Annotated in this window: 20 protein-coding genes and 3 pseudogenes; 11 read left to right on the top strand and 12 right to left on the bottom strand. The window is 68.8% G+C overall.

Features of this window, described 5'->3' with window-relative positions; genetic code table 11:
- Together ABZT47_RS40130 and ABZT47_RS40125 are read left to right on the top strand one after the other, a co-directional pair.
- A partial coding sequence (locus ABZT47_RS40130) for a TetR/AcrR family transcriptional regulator C-terminal domain-containing protein (protein WP_354853210.1) occupies nucleotides 1–177 on the top strand: 177 nt, incomplete at its 5' end.
- Between the two features lie 327 nt (nucleotides 178–504).
- Nucleotides 505–1,746, top strand: coding sequence for an IS701 family transposase (locus tag ABZT47_RS40125; protein WP_354854012.1), 1,242 nt, complete (start codon nucleotides 505–507; stop codon nucleotides 1,744–1,746).
- A 101-nt stretch (nucleotides 1,747–1,847) separates the two neighbouring features.
- On the opposite strand, the gene ABZT47_RS40120 is transcribed toward ABZT47_RS40125, so the two are convergent.
- The 4 genes and pseudogenes from ABZT47_RS40120 to ABZT47_RS40105 form a co-directional block, all read right to left on the bottom strand.
- A complete protein-coding gene (locus tag ABZT47_RS40120; protein ID WP_354854007.1) occupies nucleotides 1,848–2,108 on the bottom strand; it encodes a hypothetical protein in 261 nt (86 codons plus the stop codon).
- A 271-nt stretch (nucleotides 2,109–2,379) separates the two neighbouring features.
- Nucleotides 2,380–2,534, bottom strand: a pseudogene (locus ABZT47_RS40115) (IS5/IS1182 family transposase); the annotation flags it as partial.
- 80 nt (nucleotides 2,535–2,614) lie between these two features.
- Nucleotides 2,615–2,680, bottom strand: a pseudogene (locus ABZT47_RS40110) (transposase); the annotation flags it as partial.
- Nucleotides 2,681–2,693: 13 nt separating this feature from the next.
- On the bottom strand, nucleotides 2,694–3,554 hold the full coding sequence (locus ABZT47_RS40105; protein ID WP_354854004.1) for a TetR/AcrR family transcriptional regulator: 861 nt from the start codon (nucleotides 3,552–3,554) through the stop codon (nucleotides 2,694–2,696).
- 89 nt (nucleotides 3,555–3,643) lie between these two features.
- Between ABZT47_RS40105 and ABZT47_RS40100 the strand changes: the two genes are divergently transcribed.
- From ABZT47_RS40100 to ABZT47_RS40085, 4 genes and pseudogenes are all read left to right on the top strand, one after another.
- On the top strand, nucleotides 3,644–4,168 hold the full coding sequence (locus tag ABZT47_RS40100; protein WP_354854002.1) for a nitroreductase/quinone reductase family protein: 525 nt from the start codon (nucleotides 3,644–3,646) through the stop codon (nucleotides 4,166–4,168).
- The gene (locus ABZT47_RS40095; protein ID WP_354853999.1) at nucleotides 4,165–4,875 is read left to right on the top strand and encodes a YceI family protein; all 711 of its coding nucleotides are present in this window, start codon (nucleotides 4,165–4,167) and stop codon (nucleotides 4,873–4,875) included. Before ABZT47_RS40100 ends, ABZT47_RS40095 begins: the two co-directional genes overlap by 4 nt.
- Nucleotides 4,876–5,260: 385 nt before the next feature.
- Entirely contained in the window at nucleotides 5,261–5,590 is a 330-nt protein-coding gene (locus ABZT47_RS40090) for a hypothetical protein (protein WP_354853997.1), read from the top strand.
- A gap of 400 nt (nucleotides 5,591–5,990) precedes the next feature.
- Nucleotides 5,991–6,206 (top strand): annotated as a pseudogene (locus ABZT47_RS40085) (transposase); the annotation flags it as partial.
- Nucleotides 6,207–6,272: 66 nt separating this feature from the next.
- Here the strand turns inward: ABZT47_RS40085 and ABZT47_RS40080 are convergent.
- Nucleotides 6,273–7,223 (bottom strand): NAD(P)-dependent alcohol dehydrogenase, encoded by a 951-nt coding sequence (locus tag ABZT47_RS40080; RefSeq protein ID WP_354853994.1) that lies wholly within the window; start codon nucleotides 7,221–7,223, stop codon nucleotides 6,273–6,275.
- A gap of 113 nt (nucleotides 7,224–7,336) precedes the next feature.
- Here ABZT47_RS40080 and ABZT47_RS40075 point away from each other — a divergent pair, with 113 nt between their 5' ends.
- Nucleotides 7,337–8,020 carry a TetR/AcrR family transcriptional regulator gene (locus tag ABZT47_RS40075; protein WP_354853991.1) on the top strand — a complete coding sequence of 228 codons (684 nt, stop codon included), beginning with the start codon at nucleotides 7,337–7,339 and terminating at the stop codon, nucleotides 8,018–8,020.
- A 68-nt stretch (nucleotides 8,021–8,088) separates the two neighbouring features.
- Nucleotides 8,089–8,517, top strand: a complete 429-nt coding sequence (locus ABZT47_RS40070; RefSeq protein WP_354853988.1) for a hypothetical protein — start codon at nucleotides 8,089–8,091, stop codon at nucleotides 8,515–8,517.
- Here the strand turns inward: ABZT47_RS40070 and ABZT47_RS40065 are convergent.
- A complete protein-coding gene (locus ABZT47_RS40065; RefSeq protein WP_354853985.1) occupies nucleotides 8,514–8,744 on the bottom strand; it encodes a zeta toxin family protein in 231 nt (76 codons plus the stop codon). The two genes, ABZT47_RS40070 and ABZT47_RS40065, sit on opposite strands and share 4 nt — an antisense overlap.
- Before the next feature lie 338 nt (nucleotides 8,745–9,082).
- Here ABZT47_RS40065 and ABZT47_RS40060 point away from each other — a divergent pair, with 338 nt between their 5' ends.
- Nucleotides 9,083–10,357 carry a hypothetical protein gene (locus tag ABZT47_RS40060; protein WP_354853982.1) on the top strand — a complete coding sequence of 425 codons (1,275 nt, stop codon included), beginning with the start codon at nucleotides 9,083–9,085 and terminating at the stop codon, nucleotides 10,355–10,357.
- A 955-nt stretch (nucleotides 10,358–11,312) separates the two neighbouring features.
- Here ABZT47_RS40060 and ABZT47_RS40055 read toward each other — a convergent pair.
- From ABZT47_RS40055 to ABZT47_RS40035, 5 genes are all read right to left on the bottom strand, one after another.
- On the bottom strand, nucleotides 11,313–11,957 hold the full coding sequence (locus tag ABZT47_RS40055; RefSeq protein WP_354853979.1) for a hypothetical protein: 645 nt from the start codon (nucleotides 11,955–11,957) through the stop codon (nucleotides 11,313–11,315).
- A gap of 280 nt (nucleotides 11,958–12,237) precedes the next feature.
- The gene (locus ABZT47_RS40050; protein WP_354853976.1) at nucleotides 12,238–12,528 is read right to left on the bottom strand and encodes a hypothetical protein; all 291 of its coding nucleotides are present in this window, start codon (nucleotides 12,526–12,528) and stop codon (nucleotides 12,238–12,240) included.
- 173 nt (nucleotides 12,529–12,701) lie between these two features.
- A complete protein-coding gene (locus ABZT47_RS40045; protein WP_354853973.1) occupies nucleotides 12,702–13,694 on the bottom strand; it encodes a helix-turn-helix domain-containing protein in 993 nt (330 codons plus the stop codon).
- Between the two features lie 63 nt (nucleotides 13,695–13,757).
- A complete protein-coding gene (locus ABZT47_RS40040) occupies nucleotides 13,758–14,591 on the bottom strand; it encodes a permease-like cell division protein FtsX (protein ID WP_354853970.1) in 834 nt (277 codons plus the stop codon).
- Nucleotides 14,592–14,763: 172 nt separating this feature from the next.
- On the bottom strand, nucleotides 14,764–15,345 hold the full coding sequence (locus tag ABZT47_RS40035) for an MFS transporter (protein WP_354854014.1): 582 nt from the start codon (nucleotides 15,343–15,345) through the stop codon (nucleotides 14,764–14,766).
- Here ABZT47_RS40035 and ABZT47_RS40030 point away from each other — a divergent pair.
- Nucleotides 15,331–15,675 carry a type II toxin-antitoxin system antitoxin SocA domain-containing protein gene (locus ABZT47_RS40030; RefSeq protein ID WP_354854010.1) on the top strand — a complete coding sequence of 115 codons (345 nt, stop codon included), beginning with the start codon at nucleotides 15,331–15,333 and terminating at the stop codon, nucleotides 15,673–15,675. The genes ABZT47_RS40035 and ABZT47_RS40030 overlap by 15 nt on opposite strands.
- A gap of 126 nt (nucleotides 15,676–15,801) precedes the next feature.
- On the opposite strand, the gene ABZT47_RS40025 is transcribed toward ABZT47_RS40030, so the two are convergent.
- A complete protein-coding gene (locus ABZT47_RS40025) occupies nucleotides 15,802–16,167 on the bottom strand; it encodes a hypothetical protein (protein WP_354853967.1) in 366 nt (121 codons plus the stop codon).
- Nucleotides 16,168–16,408: 241 nt separating this feature from the next.
- Between ABZT47_RS40025 and ABZT47_RS40020 the strand changes: the two genes are divergently transcribed.
- A complete protein-coding gene (locus tag ABZT47_RS40020; protein WP_354853965.1) occupies nucleotides 16,409–16,783 on the top strand; it encodes a hypothetical protein in 375 nt (124 codons plus the stop codon).
- Nucleotides 16,784–16,903 lie beyond the last annotated feature (120 nt).

The raw sequence follows: 16,903 nt of genomic DNA, 5'->3' as shown, positions 1-16,903 counted from the left end.
GACCTCGCAGCCACCCAGTTCCTGGGCATGATCTCCAACTACGTCTTCTGGCCGACGCTCCTGGTGCCGGGCTGGGAGGTGAGCGCCGAACGCGTCGCTCAGGTGGTGGACGAGGCCGTCCGCACCATCGTCGCCCGGTACGCCGCGACTGGACCAGGGCCGTCCACCAACGACTGAGTCCCGACGACCGCGAATGAGCCCCACCGCCACCAGGAGTTGCTGCCTAAGCAATCGAGGCCGTGGGCCCCAAGGGCGTTCGCGAGGCATCTCCGGGACGGACAACGAAGGAGGCGGTGCCGATGTGTTGACCCACCTCGACCATCCTGGCATCAGCACGGCCGACAAGAGTCTCAGCGGCGGACCCAAACGCCCACGGCTCCGCTCCCGAGTGGAACCCCCAACGACAGCATGAGGGGTGGCCCAAGACCCGCAGGCCTAGTAGTGCTTTGTTAGGTCAGCCTGTTGTGGCTGGTCGCGTTCGTCGTGTGGTGTTTCGATGCGGTTGTGACCCCCGAAGAGCTTGCTGATGTCCGGCAGCGACTGGAGTTGTTCGCCGCCGAGGTGTTCATCCCTTTGGCTCGTTCGGACCAGCGGGCCAAAGGAGTCTGCTATCTACGAGGACTGTTGCTGGACGGCCGCCGCAAATCGATGCAGCCGATGGCGGAGCGGCTTGGGGTGGACCACCAGGGCCTGCAGCAGTTCCTCACCTCCTCCACCTGGGACTTCACAGCGGTGCGGCGGCGTATGGCCGCGCGCGCGGTCACCGCGGTGCAGCCTGCTGCGTGGGCGATCGATGACACCGGCTTCCCCAAGGACGGCACCGCCTCACCCGGGGTGAGCCGCCAGTACTGCGGCACGCTGGGCAAGGTCGGCAACTGCCAGATCGGGGTCAGCGTGCACGCGGTCACCGACACCGCCTCCTGCCCGCTGAACTGGCGGCTGTTCCTGCCCCCGTCCTGGGACCCCGCCCAGGCGGCCGACGCGCCCGCAGCAGAGCAGATCGGCGTGCGCCGCCGCCGCTGCGCCATCCCGGCGGCGGAACGGCACCGGCCGAAATGGCAGATGGCCATTGAGATGCTGGATGAACTGGCCGCCTGGGACCTGGCACCGCCAGTGGTGGTCGCCGATGCCGCCTACGGTGACAACGCTCGCCTGCGCACCGCCTTGTCCGAACGTGAACTGCGGTATGTCGTGCAGGTCAAAGGCGAGGTCACCGCGCACCCGGCCGGCCGTCTGGCGCAGGCACCCGCTTACGCCGGCGTGGGCCGCCATCCTCTGCCGCGCTACCGTGCCAAGCCGATCAGCCTGCGCGAGCACGTGCTGCAAGCCGGCCGGTTCGCAGCGATGACGCTGACCTGGCGCAGCGGCTCCAAGGGCAACCTCACCTCACAGTTTGTGATTCTGCCCGTCCGTATCGCCGGCCGCAGGCCCCGCCTGGCCGCAGACGGTTCACTGCCCATCAGCCGCCTGATCGCTCAATGGCCCGACAGCGAGCCCGAGCCGATCAAGTACTGGCTGTCCAACATGCCCACCGACACTCCACCGGCTGAGCTGGTGGCCTTGGCCACAATCCGCCGGCGGATCGAACACGACTACCGCGAACTGAAGACCGGCCTGGGCCTGGACCACTTCGAAGGCCGCTCCTGGGCCGGCTGGCACCGCCACGTCACCCTGGTCAGCGCCGCCCACCTGTTCTGCACCGAACTCCGCCTGAGCAGCCCAAAAGCACCGGCTGGAGCAGCCTGACCCTCTACAAGATCCTCAAAGAACTACAGACGCTGCTCGCAACCTGGACCGGACACTGCCCCACCTGCCGACGACCGCCCTAGCCACCTAACAAAGCACTACTAGAGCATGTCTGATAAATGATCACGGTGGTTGGGGTTAGATGATCGGTCCAGGTATCTCAGCGCGATGATGTCGCCGGTGTCGGCGACAGCGTGACACAGCTCGTAGGCATGCCGATAGCGCCCTGGCATGTTTGCGGCGTAGGCGAGGGTAGTGCGGTCGATGGTGGTGGCGGCGTGGTGGGTGGCGGCGTCCCAGAAGGTGGCGGAGCGCGCACCGGCGTCGATGGCCGGTTGCACCTCCACCTCCAGCGGGTTCACCAGCGCTATCGGCCGTCTCGGGCGCCCGTCCGCGACCGACGCGGCCGCCGGACCGCGAACAGCGGGGCAGCCGGACCCTGTACCGGGTGCGGGCGGTCATCGAGGCGCTGTACGAGATTCGCCTCGGGCCTGGAGTCGCGGTTGGTCCGGAGCAGGACCGTCGCACGATATGCGCGGTCGTGCGCAGGATGGGCTGTGACCAGTCGATGAGTCTGCCAGTGAAGCTGTCCTGGCTCCGTCACGGGTCCTGGACCAACGCGGCCATCACGCACATGACAAGCAGTCCCAGGGTGTCGGTCACGATGAATCGCTTGCGGCCGTTGACCTTCTTACCCGCGTCGCACCCGCGCGTGTCGGTTTCGAGGGTGCGGCGCCCTTGACGCTCTGGGAGTCGATGATCCCCGCTGCGGGTTCCTCTCGCCGGCCCGGCGACACCCGCGGCCGACGCCGTACGGTATGCAGGATCTGCTCGGTGATCTTGGCTTCTTCCCAACGCGCGAGTACCAGTACACGGTCTGCCATGGCGGGAAGTCGACCGGCAGTTGCCGCCAGGAACAGCCGGTTCTGATCACCCCGACGGGGCTCTCATGGGCCGGTGACCTGCCATTCGTCGAGGGTCTTGTGGATCTCGGCCAGGCGCCGGTCGTCCCACCGGGCGGCGGGGTCGGGCTCGATGAACGTCGTCGCGATCGCGACGAAGCCGATGGCGGGCAGGGACCATTGGTCGGCGCCGGCCGCGCCCGGGGGCCGGGCGACCGCCTGGTAGGTGGCGATCTCCGGGGTGGACAGCGCAGTGATCACCAGGCCGCGCATGGTCGCGCTGAGTAGCGTCGCGAGAGCCTCGTAGCTCGTCGCCAGCTCCGGCCGCAGGCGGTAGCCGAACAGGCCGGTGAGCTGCCGCCAGGCCAGGGCGACCTGCGCCGTGTGCGCCGCCTCGGACCGGGCGAGCGCGTCCCGGACCTGCTCGCGCAGGTCGTCGTCCGTGAGGCTGGGAAACGTCGCGTGCAACGCGAAGTAGGTGCGCCACCGGGGTGAGGTGAGCACGCTCTGGAAGTCGAGCAACGCCAGCCGGCGGATGAGCTCGAGGATCAGGCCGTACCGGGACTCGGGGGTGTCGAGCCGGTCCGGATGCTGGGCCAGGATCTGTCGCACCAGCTGGACCTCGTCGTGGACGATCGCCGGATCGGTGGTTCTGGCCAGTTCCTTCACCAGGTCGCTGAGGAACAGGTCCTTGTACGGCCAGTGCCGGTAGGCGGTGCTACGGGAGACGCCGGCGTCGCGGACGACCTCCTCGAAGCTGATGTGGTCCAGGCTCACCGTCAACCCGGTGCGGTTGATCATCTCGATGGCGGCGCGCAGCATCCGGTCCCGCGTCTCCTGATCGGACAGGCGGCGGTTGCGGCGGGCGAGGCCGGTCGGATTCGGGCTGGCCGGGTGTCTGCTCATTTTGTTCCCGGGGTATTGGGACTTTGGACTCTGTGTCTCAAGTTTAATATCCCGCATCCTTTATGGAGAGATCGTACATGGAGGATGCGATGGGATTTCTGATCTCCGATGACCGGCTGCGCGCGATGTACAAGGGGGGACGCGGCGACGCCACCGCCCGCCGCTTCGCCCGCGCGTGGGCGGGGCTACTCGGCACCGGCCTGTTCGGGCAGCGTTGGGTGACCTTGGAAGTCGTCGGCCGCCGTACCGGACGGATCACCCGGTTCCCGCTGGGCATGGCCGACTGGCAGGGCGAGTGGTATCTCGTATCGATGCTCGGCGAGGATTGCAACTGGGTGCGCAACGTCCGGGCGGCCGGCGGGGCGGCGACGATCCGGCACGGGCGCGCCCGGGCCTGCCGCCTGGTCGAGGTGCCGGTCGAGCGGCGCGCCCACATCCTCAAGCGGTACCTGCGCAAGGTCCCTGGAGCGCGGCCGCACATTCCCGTCGACCGGAACGCGCCCCTGGCCGAGCTCCAGGCGATCGCGGCCCGGTACCCCGCCTTCCGCGTCGAGCCCGTGGACGTGTCAGGCGCCCCCACCAACACGACCGATTCCCGCGGAGAACAGAGGTGACCCCTCAGATCCCCACCCGTGCACCCGAACGGCCCCGCCGTGAGCGCCATTGGATCCGTTGGACCCTCATCGGCATCGCCACCCTCGTCGTGGTGACCCTGGTGACGGCCGCGCTGGCGGTCAAGCTCCAGCCGACACCAGCTCCGCTCACGCTGCCGGCGTCGGCCGCCGCGCCGGTCGGTCCGCTCGACGGCACCTGGCAGGTCTCCCCCGAGTCGGTCGCGGGTTTCCGGGTCGAGCAGACGGTCCTCGGGCTCACCAGCGACGTGGTCGGCCGTACGGAGGGCGTCACCGGCAGCGTCGTCATCGCGCACGGCAGGGTCACCGAGGCGGACCTGCGGATCGACCTGCGCGCGCTCACCTCCGACGACAAGAAGCCGGCACCGCAGTTCGGCGTCTCTCTGGAGACCGGGCGATTCCCGGACGCGACCGTCGGCCTGGCGCGGCCGGTGAGCCTGAACGACCGCCTCGCGTTCGGAGCCGCCACCACCGTCTCCGCCACCGGGCGTCTCACCTTGCACGGCGTCACCCGGGAGGTGACGACACGGTTGTCGGCACGCCGCGACGCGACCGACCTGCGGATCGCCGGATCGATCCCGGTGGCCTTCGCCGACTGGGGCATCGCCAGGCCCGTGGGGGTCCCGTTCTTCGGGGACCTCGCCGATCACGGCGTGGCCGAGTTCCTCCTTGTCCTCCGGCATGGATGACCGTCGGGACTCGCCGGGCGGTGCGGAAACGGCACTTGGCGGGACGGCCCGCCGAACGATGCCGTGCAGCGGGTCGACTCCCGCCGCACGGCAGGCCAGCCTAGCCGCCGGTCTGAAAACGCTCGGGGAGCCGCTCGGGTCCGCGGCCTGTTCCGCGACGCCGCCCAACTCCACAACGTGCCACCCACGGTGACCCGGCCGCTGCAACCGCTCTCGTCACCCACCTGTACGCCCTGCCCCTGCCGATTCTTGTCGTGCCGCCCACTGGGGGTGTTCACAAATAGCGCTGGCCTGCGGTGAAGTAGGCTTATAGAAGATCGCTTCCCAAGCTGTCCGTGATCGTTTCCCGGGGTTTCGAAAGTGTCAGGTCGTTAGAGTGCTCGGCGTGATGCTTGCCGATCTCCCCCTTCGTCGTCTCGGCCGGTTCCCGGTCGGCTTCATCGTGGTCATGCTCCTAATGGCCGCCTGCTCGGAACGGTTATCGGCGGAGCCGAGCCTGTCTATACAGGTTCCCGCCCCTTCCCCGTCGGCAAGTCCTCCACCAGCGCGGCCGTTGGTCGATCTACGGACGAAGGTGAAGGGCAAGGTCCTGTTGCATCATGTCGCCGACGACGGTGATGCAGAGTGGGCCGGCAAGCTCAAGGTGGGGAACTCGTACAAGATTGCTGTGGATTGTGCTGGTTCCCAGGGAGAAGCTGACGATCGTGATGAGTGAGGGTTTTCAGACGTTGCGGCAGTGCGCCGCGGGTTACACCACGTTTACGCTCGACGATTACCCTGCCTCAAAACCGGAACCACACACGCTGACAGTCAAAGCTCCAGCCGATGCCAGGTGGGCGGTGCTGGTGGCCAGACTCTCGTGAGGGTCGGCAGTTGAGCATCCAGCACGCCGCGTCAACTCCGCTCCCTTGCCGATCATCTGCCAGCTGCGGGCTTGCAGCGCGAGCGTCCCAGCCCGTGATCACCAGGCTCGGTGAAGAGCCGCCTGGTGGTTCCGAACGCGAAATCCCGTCCGATTCAGATGATCGGACGGGATCCCGTCAACCTCAGTCCAGCCGTTTCAAGAACGGCCCGGCCCGCAAGCAGGGTGACTCACAGAAGGGTTCACCACCAAACTGCACCTGGCCGTCGAGCAGGGCCAAAAGCCCATGTCGATCGTGGTGACCGCTGGGCAGCAGGGGGACTGGCCGCAGTTCGAACCCGTCTTGGAGGAGATCCGCGTGCCCCGCATCGGGCCGGGGCGGCCACGTGTCCGTCCCCATCGGGTCCGCGCCGACAAGGCATACGCCTCCCGCAGAAACCGCGCTTACCTGCGCAGCCGCGGAATCCGCTGCACCATCCCCCGGCAAAGCCGACCAAGCGCGCAACCGCCAGAGATCAGCACCTCCACAGGGGTGCTACGCGACCCTGACCACGTACTTGCCCTGGACGCCGCCCGCCTCCAGCGCCCGGTGTGCCGCTGCTGTCTCCTCCAGGGGGAAGACCGTGTCCACCGCGGGGCTCAGCTTGCCCTCGACCACATGGCGGGCGAGGTCGTCGAAGTCCGCCCGCGTGGGGTTGCCGCTGAAGAAGCGCACCCGGCCGTGTCCATGGACCGTGCTGGCCGCGAGGTAGCCGAGTGACGCAGCGGGCCGTTTCAGGTCGAAGGCGATGGTGACCATGCGCCCGCCGGAATCCAGTAGGCGCCGAAAGGCCCGCAGGTCGGTCCCCACGGTGTCCAGGACCACGTCGAAGCGGCCCAGTTCCGCCGGCCGCACAGTCCGGTGGTCGACAGCCTTGTGCGCGCCGAGCCCGCGGACGAAGTCGAGGTTGGCTGCGCGGGCGAGGGCCGTGACCTCGGCGCCGTACGCCCGTCCGAGCTGGACGGCGGCGTTGCCGACACCACCCGCCGCGCCCCGGACGAGGAGTCGTTCGCCGGGGCGCAGCCCGGCTTTGTCCCGCAGCGCGGTGATGGCCGTGGTGGCCACCGGCAGCGCGGCGGCGTCCACCAGGTCAAGGCCGTCGGGGAGTCGGCCGATCCGCTCGGCGGGCACGGTCACGTACTCGGCGGCGCTGCCGAACCCGGAGGTGCGGGCCAAGACCCCCCATACGCGGTCGCCGGCCGCGAACCGTGTGACTCCGGCACCCAGTGCGGCGACCTCGCCGGTGAAGTCCAAGCCGACGCGCTTGGGGAATTTCCGGCCGGTCAGGAGGCGGAGACGGCCGGCACGGGCTGCCAGTTCGCCGCCGTTGACGCTGAACGCGCGCACCTGCACAAGGACCTCGCCGTGGGCCGGCTCGGGGCGTGGCACGCGGCCCGCGTAGAGCACATCGGGGCCACCGTAGCGGTCGTAAAGCACTGCCTTCATCATGCGGTCGTTCATCGTTCAGCCTTTGCCGCCGGGGGCCGTACAGGGGTCTGGCATCGACCGTAAGCTCTTAAGTGGACGCAATCGTCCGTTTGGACCGGAAGCGAGAGACAGTGACAGCGGAATCCTCTCGGATCACAGCCCGGGACGGGGAGCGGGCGGACGCCCGGCGCAACCGGGAGCGCATCCTCCTCGCCGCCCGTGCGGTCTTTGCGGAGCACGGGATCGACGCCCCGATGGCGACCGTGGCCCGTCGGGCCGGGGTCGGCGTGGCGACGCTGTACCGGCATTTCCCGACCCGGGACGCTCTGGTGCGGGGCGCGTTCGCGCAGCAGATGGAGACCTGCGCGCGGGCGCTCACCGAGGCTCTGGCCGCCCCTGACCCGTGGCAGGGCTTCCAGCAGCTGGTCGAGACGGTCTGCGCTCTGCAACGGGAGGAACGCGGGTTCCCAGCTGCGTTCGTCGCAGCCTTCCCGGAAAGCACGTCGGAACACGCGCAGTCCCGGCAACGAGCCGAGCGGGACTTCACGACCCTGGTACGCAGGGCCCAGGCGTCGGGCGCGCTGCGGGCCGATTTTCACCCTTCCGACCTCGCCGTGGTCCTGTTGGCACACTGCGGTCTGGTGACCGCCCTACCGGATGATGGTGCAGCGTCCCGGCGCCTGGTGGCCTATCTGCTCCAGTCGTTCCGGACCGACACGGCCAACAAACCGCTGCCTCCGCCGACTGCGCTGACACTGCGCAGCCTCCCGACTGCAACTGACAGTTCCCAGGGGCAGCGGCCCCCCAGAGCCTGACTGAAACGGTACCTGCCACAGGGCACGTCCAGTCCGACAACACCGAACGCGAAGAGACCCTCGCGCGGTTGAGCGAGCAGGACCGGCGGATCGCCGACCTGCAGAACGCGCTAGCAGCCCGAGACGGCGAGCTGGCGCTGACCCGCGAGCAGGCGCGGACCGCCGCCCAACGCGCCCAGGCAGCCGAGGCCGACCGGGACCGGGCGATCGCGCAAGCCGAGCAGCGCATCCAGGCCGCAGAGCACCATGCCCAGCAGGCAGATCAGGCCGCACAACAGGCGCGCGCCGACGCCGAGCGGCAGGTAGCCGCGCTCACCACCGCCTATCAGGACCAGATCGCCCTGGTCACCATCCGCGCTAAGGAGGCCTCAGCTCGCGCAGTCCGCTTTGAGGCTCAGGCTGAAGAGGACAGGGCGGAACTGAAGACGTTGCGGGCCGAACTGAAGGCGTTGCGCGCCGAACTCGACGGCAACGCCGACGGTGACAGCAGACATTAGCGCCGTACCGGATGCACGCCGTAGTGCTGTTTCTCCAGCTCATAGCGGCGCAGACAGGCAAGACAGGTGCAGGAGGGATGGGCGGCCACGATCGCGACCTCGACGCGGTAACCCGCCTGCCGGTAGTCCCTGAGCAGCCGGCCGACCGCATCAGCATCGCGCAGCGCTCCCTCAGCCACGACGTTGCAGCCGGCCTGCCGGACCAGTGCGCCTTGTTGGGGTGCCATTAACGGGCGTGTCACCCGCCGCCAAAGGGTTCTGAGTGACTGCCACCCCGCCTAGGCCACTCCGCCGAGTGCGTCATACGGATGTAGTCCTCCAGTTCGATCAGCACCCGTCGATGTGGGTGACCAGGTCGCAGATCCCAGCAGCCCGTCGGGGGCTCGGCGATGTCGGCGATGTTGAGCGCGTCAGCTCGCTGACGCGGGCGGCGCAGGCGTAGCCCAGCAGGCTGTCGGCACGGCCGACCGGGCTGCGGTGACAATTCGCATCAGAATGTCACGGGTCGACTCCAGAATGGTCTATTCACCCATGCCGGTCCGTCCGCTGGATAATCATCTCGGCTATGAACCGAGGTGGCGGCCGTACGGCGGCGTGGGTCTGGGGAGCGGTCGCCCTGACGGCGATCTTGTTCGCCCTGGTGCGAGTGATGCCCGGCCTCCCGGTTGGAGATGTCGACCCGCTCGGTGCCGCCATCGGCTTGGGCATCGGTCTGCCCTCGCTGTATCTGACCGCCCGCGCGTTACGGCCGCCCGCACCTACCGCTGCCGAGGCCGCCGATCAACTCGCTGGCGCGGTAACCAAACGTGAGCGGACGGCCCGCCAGCAGCTACTCGGTGGCCACGATCAGATCATCGATCTCGTCTTCGAGTTCCGCCCGGCGCCGGGACATGAGGCAGTTGGCGCCGGGCGTCAAGCCCGACTAGGCAAAGTCGTGGAGTACTACCACCGCCTGTCCCCGCGCCGCCTGGTCATCACCGGCGCACCCGGTGCGGGTAAGACCGTTGTGGCCGTCGAACTGATCCTCGGCCTGCTCGCAGCCCGAAACCCCGGGCAGGTGGTGCCGGTCCGTATCTCCGCCGCATCCTTAAACACTGAACTTGAGCCCGTCGGTGCGGTGGAGCAATGGCTGAGCGATCACTTGATCCGGGACTACCAGCTCACTAAGGCCGCCGCTCGTGCCTTGGTCGAGGCCCGCCTAATACTCCCGGTCATCGACGGTCTGGATGAGATGGACAGCGCGGAGCGTCCCGGGTATGACTCTCGCGCCGCCCGCACCCTCCGCGCGGTCAACGCCTACCAAGACCAGCACGCCCGCGCCAAAGGGGCTGTCGTCCTCACCTGCCGTACCGTCCAGCACCAGGCGCTAGAAGACTTGCGGGTCTGGGCCCATGACGCCGCCCGGGTGGAGATCGCCCCGGTCGAGGCTCCGCTGGCCCGGCTCTTCTTGACCGCACGGGCCGCCAACCCCGCTCGCTGGGAGCCGGTGCTGAAGGAGATCGACCGCGCCCCCAGGGTCCGCTGGCACGTGCACTGTCCACGCCTTGGCGGCTTACCCTGGCTGCCATCGTCTATGACCAGCGCGACGCCGCCGACCCCGCCGGAGCCTTTGTCCGGGCACCTGCCGAGCTACTTACCCTGGCGACTAGCGCGGACAACGTACGAGACCACCTGCTGGGGCTGTTCATTCCGGCTGCTGTTGCTCTCGTTCCACTCGCTGGCAATGACGGTGCTGACAGGGTGCACCGCTGGCTGGCCGCCTTGGCCCGCTACCTCAACGACAACGCCAAACCTGGCCGCCCCCTGGTGGGAGGATGGCCCCTGTCTGGCACCGACCTAATCCTGCACGAACTGTGGCCACTGGCTGGCAACCGCCCCCGCCTCCTCGCCGCCGCCATCATCGCAACCATCTGGCTTGCCAGCAGTGCGGTCATGCTGACCCAGGTCCCGATCGGGTTCTCCACGCCCCAACGCGGTTCCTTCATCGTGATGGCCCTCACATCGGTCTGGGCAGCATTGAGGACCGGATGGGCTGACCCCAGCCGAACCGACCTACGCCGCCTGCGGACCCCTGCCGGCCGCCGCACACTCGCGGTCGGGCTCGCGTTCGGGCTCACGGCCGGGCTCGCGATCGGGCTCAGGTTCGGGCTCGTTGGTATCTTCTCGGGCGGGCTCGCTGGATTGCGGTACATGGCGTTGCTGGCCTGCACCCGACGGTGGAATCGGGTCTGGCTCCCTTGGAGGCTGGGCCGATTCCTGCATTGGGCTTACGGCGCTGGCCTGATCCGCATCGCCGGGATCGCCTACCAGTTCCGCCACCGCGAACTTCAAGACTACCTCGCTACTCACCCTGTCCCGGATCCTGACGCAGCGAGGTCTTGACGACACCACACTCCGCCTGCTGTCGCAAGCGGTCATAGGGCCGGCTCCCCGCGCCCGTACCGGGACCGGTGTCGGCGCCGCGTGGGCCGCTCGTGCCTATGGGGCCGCCATCGACGTCTTGGCCGAGGCCGATCCGCTGGACGAGGTGCTGGAGCGCGCGAAGACCGACTGGGGATAGGACGCCACGACATTTACGGTGGGCAGGCCCAGGCCGGACGCGGATACTGTCCCCGGAATTCGGACGCTCGTCTGCGCCCATGCCCTGATAAACGCGAAGCGGGGGACCTGGCCTAGTTGGTCGACGGCCGGGAGCTGGTGGCACGGCGTGCAGGGCCGAGCTGACCGGCGCGGGTACTAGACGGAGTGGGACGTGATGGTGCGCTCTAGCCGAATGGGGCCACCGCTCCCATCTGTCAACGTGTCGTTGACATGGTGCGTTTTTCCAGGCGTGCCTTGCGTTGCTCGGCTCCTTGCCGACTGATCGCCAGAGCTTCGCCGATCCGCGCGAAGGTCGTCTTGGCGTCCTTGAGCCCGGTGATCAGGGCGAGCTCGGTGTCGTCCAGCTCGGCCAGCAGCGCTTCCTGCTCGGCGCGCACGATCGGCACGAGGGTGAGCGCGGCCAGCCGTATGGTCTGGTCGGCGCCGGTGTCGGCGCGGGCTGCCGCCACCGCGGCGGCCACGGGCATCGGGTGCAACTGCCGGCGCCAGGCTTCGGCGTCCTGGCCGGTGGCGTAGCGCGCGGTGAGGAACTGCGCCGCCCAGATGCGGTCACCGGGCCGGGGCTCCGCCAGGTCCTGGTCGCGTAGCAGCCAGCCGACGCCGCGGTGCTCCAAGAGGAGCTGGGCCAGACTGTAGGTGCTGACGTAGCCGCCGCCGGCCTCGCGCAGCCGCGCGGCCAGCGTCCTCTCGCGCTCGTCGACCGGCCGGTCGGGGTAGTCGGCCTGGTCACATGCTCGCTCGATCGCCGAGGACAGCTCGTGCCGGTCGTAGTAGTCGCTCACCTGCGGGCTCGACAGGAACAGGCGCACCGCCTGGACGGCCACCGCGTCGTCTTGCACGTTGCGGTGGTAGGTCACACGCCCGGGTCCAGGCCCACTCGTGTGGCGGCCTCGGTCGCATGCTCACGCATACGCTCATAGGTGGGGCCGTTGCTCCAGTCCAGTCTCCACGTGCGGTCCCGGTCCTCATAGGAGGCCGACTACTCCGCCGCCGACCTGGAGAAGATCGTCAAACTTGGCCGCTGACCGGCTCGCCGCCGGCCACCCCTCGGGGCCCCGACGCCGTCCCATCAGGCGCGGGGCCCCTGACCGCTGTCGCGGTCGACACAATGAGGACTCGTCAGCAGGTGACGACCTTGTCGTACGAGGCGAACGGCTGGTTGAAGGCGTTCACGTCCTTCGAGCTCCCGGCGCCGACCGTGAAGCACCCGGAGTCCCGGGCGTTCTTCCAGACGACCTTCAGGCGCTGGCTCGTCGAGCAGTTGTTGTGCATCGTGATGCTGTTGAAGCTGTGCACCTCGACCGACACGCACGACGGCTTCGTGCCGGCGGACGCCGGTGACACCACCCCGACGATCGCGGCTCCGGAGAAGGCCACGAGCATCGCGGCCCGGGTGACGTTCTTTCTCATTGTTTTCCCTCCGATTTTCTGGATCCGACCGGGTGCGCTCCGCACCGAGATCCGGGCGGCAGTGCCTCACACGCTCGACCGTGCTCTCGCCTCGATCGCTCGCGTGTGATCCCTTCCATGAGACTCACAGACGTCCGCGCGGGTGTCGTTCCACCCGAGCGCCAACGCGTTGACTACGCGTGCCAATCGAGGATTCGATCCAGATCGTGCCGGCTCCGGTACTCCTGGGGAGTGACTCCGTAGGCGGCGCTGAAGGCGCGGGTGAAGTGCGCGGGGGCGGGGAAGCCCCATCGGGTCGCGACGGCGTGGATCGGCCGGTCGCCGAGGGCGGGGTCGGAGAGGTCGCGCCGGCAGTGCTCCAGCCGCTGGGCGCGGATCCATTCGGCGACCGTGGCGTCCTCGGTCTGGAAGAGCCGGTGCAGGGTGCGGACGGAGATGCCGTGGGCGGCGGCGATCGTGGCCGGGGACAGGTCCGGGTCGGTCAGGTGCCGCTGGATGAACTCATGAACCCGCAGCAGGAGGACCCGTTGGCGGGTGGTCGGCTGCAGAGCCGCGTCGGCGTCGAGACGGTGGGCGAGCAGCGCGGTGAGCAGGTCGGTCAGGACGCCCCCGAGGCGGGAGCGGTCCGCCGGCCCGTACTGGTCGGCGCCGTCGACCAGACGGGTGAGGAATTCCGGGATCAGCGCGCCGATCCCCTCGCGGCCTGACAGCGGCGTGGCGGTCAGCCGTTCCACTTTGCGCGCGGGCAGCGGCAGCAGCTGGGCTGGAAACACCACCATCACGCCGTGGGTGGCATTCCTCCCGAACCCGGTCTGTATCTGATGGGGACGTGAGGTGTGGTAGAGCACCAGATCCGACGGGTGCGACAGAGCGCATTTGCGGTCCTGCGTGATCGAGGTCTCCCCGCGTAGGTTGACCGCGACCTGGAACATCTCCGGATCGGACTGGCGGATCATGCGAGACGTCCGGTACGCCCCACAGGGAGAGGCCTCCACCGCGGAGACATGGACGGCGCCCAGATCCATCGAGTCGATGCTTCCCCTGAACCCCGCCGGATCGTCACAGGCGATTCTCATGGGTGCGACCACCTGCCGGAACAGGTGGTCGCGCCAGAAGTCGAACCGCTCCTCCACCGGCAGATCGTCCGTATGGATCACTGTTCTCACCGGTCACGCCCCCCGCTGCGAATCGGTTGAACCCCGTCTGAAGTTCTGAAATCTGTACAGGCCCTAGCCGAGTTCCTTGTCGACGCTGCGCACACCCGGCAGGCCGCCGACCACGCGCTTGACGCGTTCGGCGGCGTCGGGGGCGTCGAGGACCAGGTGGAAGGACTCCGGGACGTACTGGTCGAGCTTGGTGACGTCCTCCGACGAGCCGGACGTCACCCACAAGGCGTCCTTGACGGCGTGTGCGTGTTCCTCTAGGTAGATGTCGCCGACCCCCTCCATGGTTCGGAGGGCTTGGAAAACGGCGGCCTTTTCCTCCGCGATCGCGGCGCCCCGCTCGGCGCATCGGGAGTCCTCGTCCACCGGCCTCTGCCCGCAGAGCCGGACCGCCACGTCGGTCCTGCCGGCCCAGAAGCTCGTCCCGCGCACGTGGACGTCCGAGACCCCGGGCACCGCCTCCGCCTTCTGCCGGAAGTCCCCCACCGTGGTCAGGGTCACCTCGAACGACTCCGGCATATCGGATTCCCGGACCGTGTCGCGGAGGGTGACGCTGAGAGTCTTGTTCCCCTTGAAGTCCAGGAGCGCCTGCGCCTGGGACTTGAACCGTACGGCGGACACCTCGGGCAGGCTCCGCAGCGCGCGTTCGATCTCCGCGTGCCGCGCCCCCGATTCCGCCGCACCCCCACGGCAGTCGTCCAGCAGGCCGGTCCGGCACAGGAAGACCGACGCCTCCCCCGACCTCGGCCACGGGGCGTCCGGCGGCGGCAACGGCCCGGCCGGCGGGCGGCGCAGCGCCCACACCCCCGCTCCGGCCAAGGCCAGGAGGACCACCACGACGACCACGGTCCACGGCCGCCACCGCACACCGGGTTGCTCAAGGATCTCTTCAGCGGGCACGCGCACGACTGTGGCGCGGCGCGCGCCCCAAGGTCAACTCCGGACGCCACCCCCGCTGTGACGGTCACCAGATGGTAATGACCAGCGAGCCCTATCCTGCTCATCACCGGCGAGGTCATGGCGAACGCGGTGAAGCACTCTCGGGCCGGCCGTGAGAACGGTCGTCGACGGGTCAGCGGTGCGACGGTTGGGCCTGCGAGTCCGTGCCGCTGTCAGCCGCCGGGTCCGTGTCACCGTCAGCCGCCGGGTCCGTGCCGCTGTCAGGAGCCACCGGAACGTCAGAGGTCAGGGAGCGGACGCGCGGTATCGGCGAGGGCAGCAGCCAGAGCATCGACAGCGCTCCGCCGACGGCACCGATGAGCAGGGTCACCCGGAGGTCGACGAGGGTGGCGAGGACACCGCCGAGCACGGCGCCCACCGGGCGCAGGCCGTAGTTGATCGTGCTGAACGCGCCGGCCACCCGGCTGCGCATGCCGTCGGGGATCACGTGCGCCTGGAGGGAGTTGAGGTTGACGTCGAACAGCATGACGCCGACTCCGGAGACGAACCCGGCCAGGGCCAGGGCTCCGGCGCGTGCCCACCCAGGGCCGTCCGCGGCGGCGATGAGGGCGATCGGGGCGGGGTACAGCACGGCGCCCACGACGATGCTGCGCCCCATGCCGAACCGGCGCGAGACCGTGCGGGCGAGCACCGCGCCGAGGAGCGAGCCGGTGGCGCCGATCCCGAACGCCAGCGCCCACTGTTCCCCGAGCACTTCGAGGCATGGGCCAACGGCCCCGTCTCACCAGCCCTGTACAGCAGGCACCGCGGACGCTTCCAGCTCCAGCCCGGCGAGATCGCCGGCGACCCTGACGCACTCGACGACGGCGAACGCGAGTCCATCGACCTGGTGCTGGCCTCCTACGGCGACTTCACCGCCAACCAGCTCTCCCAGATGACCCATCAGGAGAAGCCCTGGGTCTTCGCGCGCGAGCGCGCCGGCGTCGCCACCATGGCGCGGTGCGACGCGGAACTCACCGACGAGGACATCTTCGAGCACTTCGACGCCCTGGTGACCGCCACCGCTCATGGCGAAGAGGGATAAGCAGAAGCCTGTCCCGGGGATTCCCAACGGCAAGAAGAAGCCCGTCGTGCCGGGCTCTCTTGCACCTGGGGCAGGAAAGATCATCGCACCCCAGAGGACGCCGCCGAGATCCGCACCGGCACCCGCTCACCCGGCCGGCGGGGCAGTTCGAGCAACCCCAGGATCAGCTCCACGGCAAGGACGGGTCTTCCCAGCGCCGGGCGCCCCGGTGATCACCATCCGCTGCGGCGACAGCTTGCGGTAGTAGTCCACCACCTCGGTCAGGTGGCTGCGCCACCCGGCACCTTCGGCGTTGTGCGCGAGAGCCGGCCTGAGGACGAACTGCACATCGATGGGCTTGTCATGCTCGCCAAGCAACCGGCTGCGCGCGGCGCGTTCGCCAACCAGCACGGCGCGGGCCAGCCTCGTCGCAGCGTCTTCCACGGTTTCCTGCGAGCGTGTCGCGCGCACGCTCATCCACGCCGAGAACGCCAAGCCCAGCAGACCGATCACCGCGCCGATCGGATCGAACTCCCCTGCGGTCGAGCCGCGGGCCGCCCCCCATGTCAACACTGCGGCCGCGCCAGCCGCCGCCAGCGCGACCGCTCTCCATGCCCACATCGCTCCTCGCCCACCGGTCCCCATGGCTCAGATGATGACCGAACTGGCAGACCGCCCAACGGGGCACCGACGCGCTGAAACCGACCTGTAACTTATCGCGACAGGCCTGCCTAGGCTGGCCGGGCCGCTGCTGGTGCGCATCGACAAGCATGGCCGCATCGCGCCGCTGATGACCCGGGCCGGGCGCGAGCTGGAAGGCGAGAGCGGCGCCGACCGCGTGGCCGCCTGGTTCGCCGGCCGGTGGGACACGGCTGCGGCGAGCACCAGGAAGGGCCGACCGCCGAGAGCATCAAACAGGGCCTTCAGGCGAAGCTCGCGCAGGTCCGCGCCTTCGCGGGCGTCATCAAGAAGCTCGCCAAACGCGGGCCTGTCGAAGTCGCTGCTGCAGCAGGTCATCGAAACCGGCCCGGACGCCGGTACCGAGCCGGCCGTGGACTTGATCGAAGCGATGCCCTCGCGGCCGTACACCACATCGACGGTGCTGTACGCGCTGAAGGAGGGCGGGTGATGTTCCCCGGCTTTCGTGGAGTCACTGGTGTGCCCCGAGTTCCGTGGAGCTGAATTACTAGATCTCATGCCACGGTGGTGTTCTCGAACTCTATCGGGGTCAGCATGCCCAGGCTGCTGT

The sequence above is a fragment of the Sphaerisporangium sp. NPDC005289 genome (assembly GCF_040607455.1).
Lineage (GTDB): Bacteria > Actinomycetota > Actinomycetes > Streptosporangiales > Streptosporangiaceae > Sphaerisporangium > Sphaerisporangium rhizosphaerae.
The sequence above is the reverse complement of the archived record's forward strand: the minus strand, read 5'-3'. Positions and strand labels throughout refer to the sequence as shown.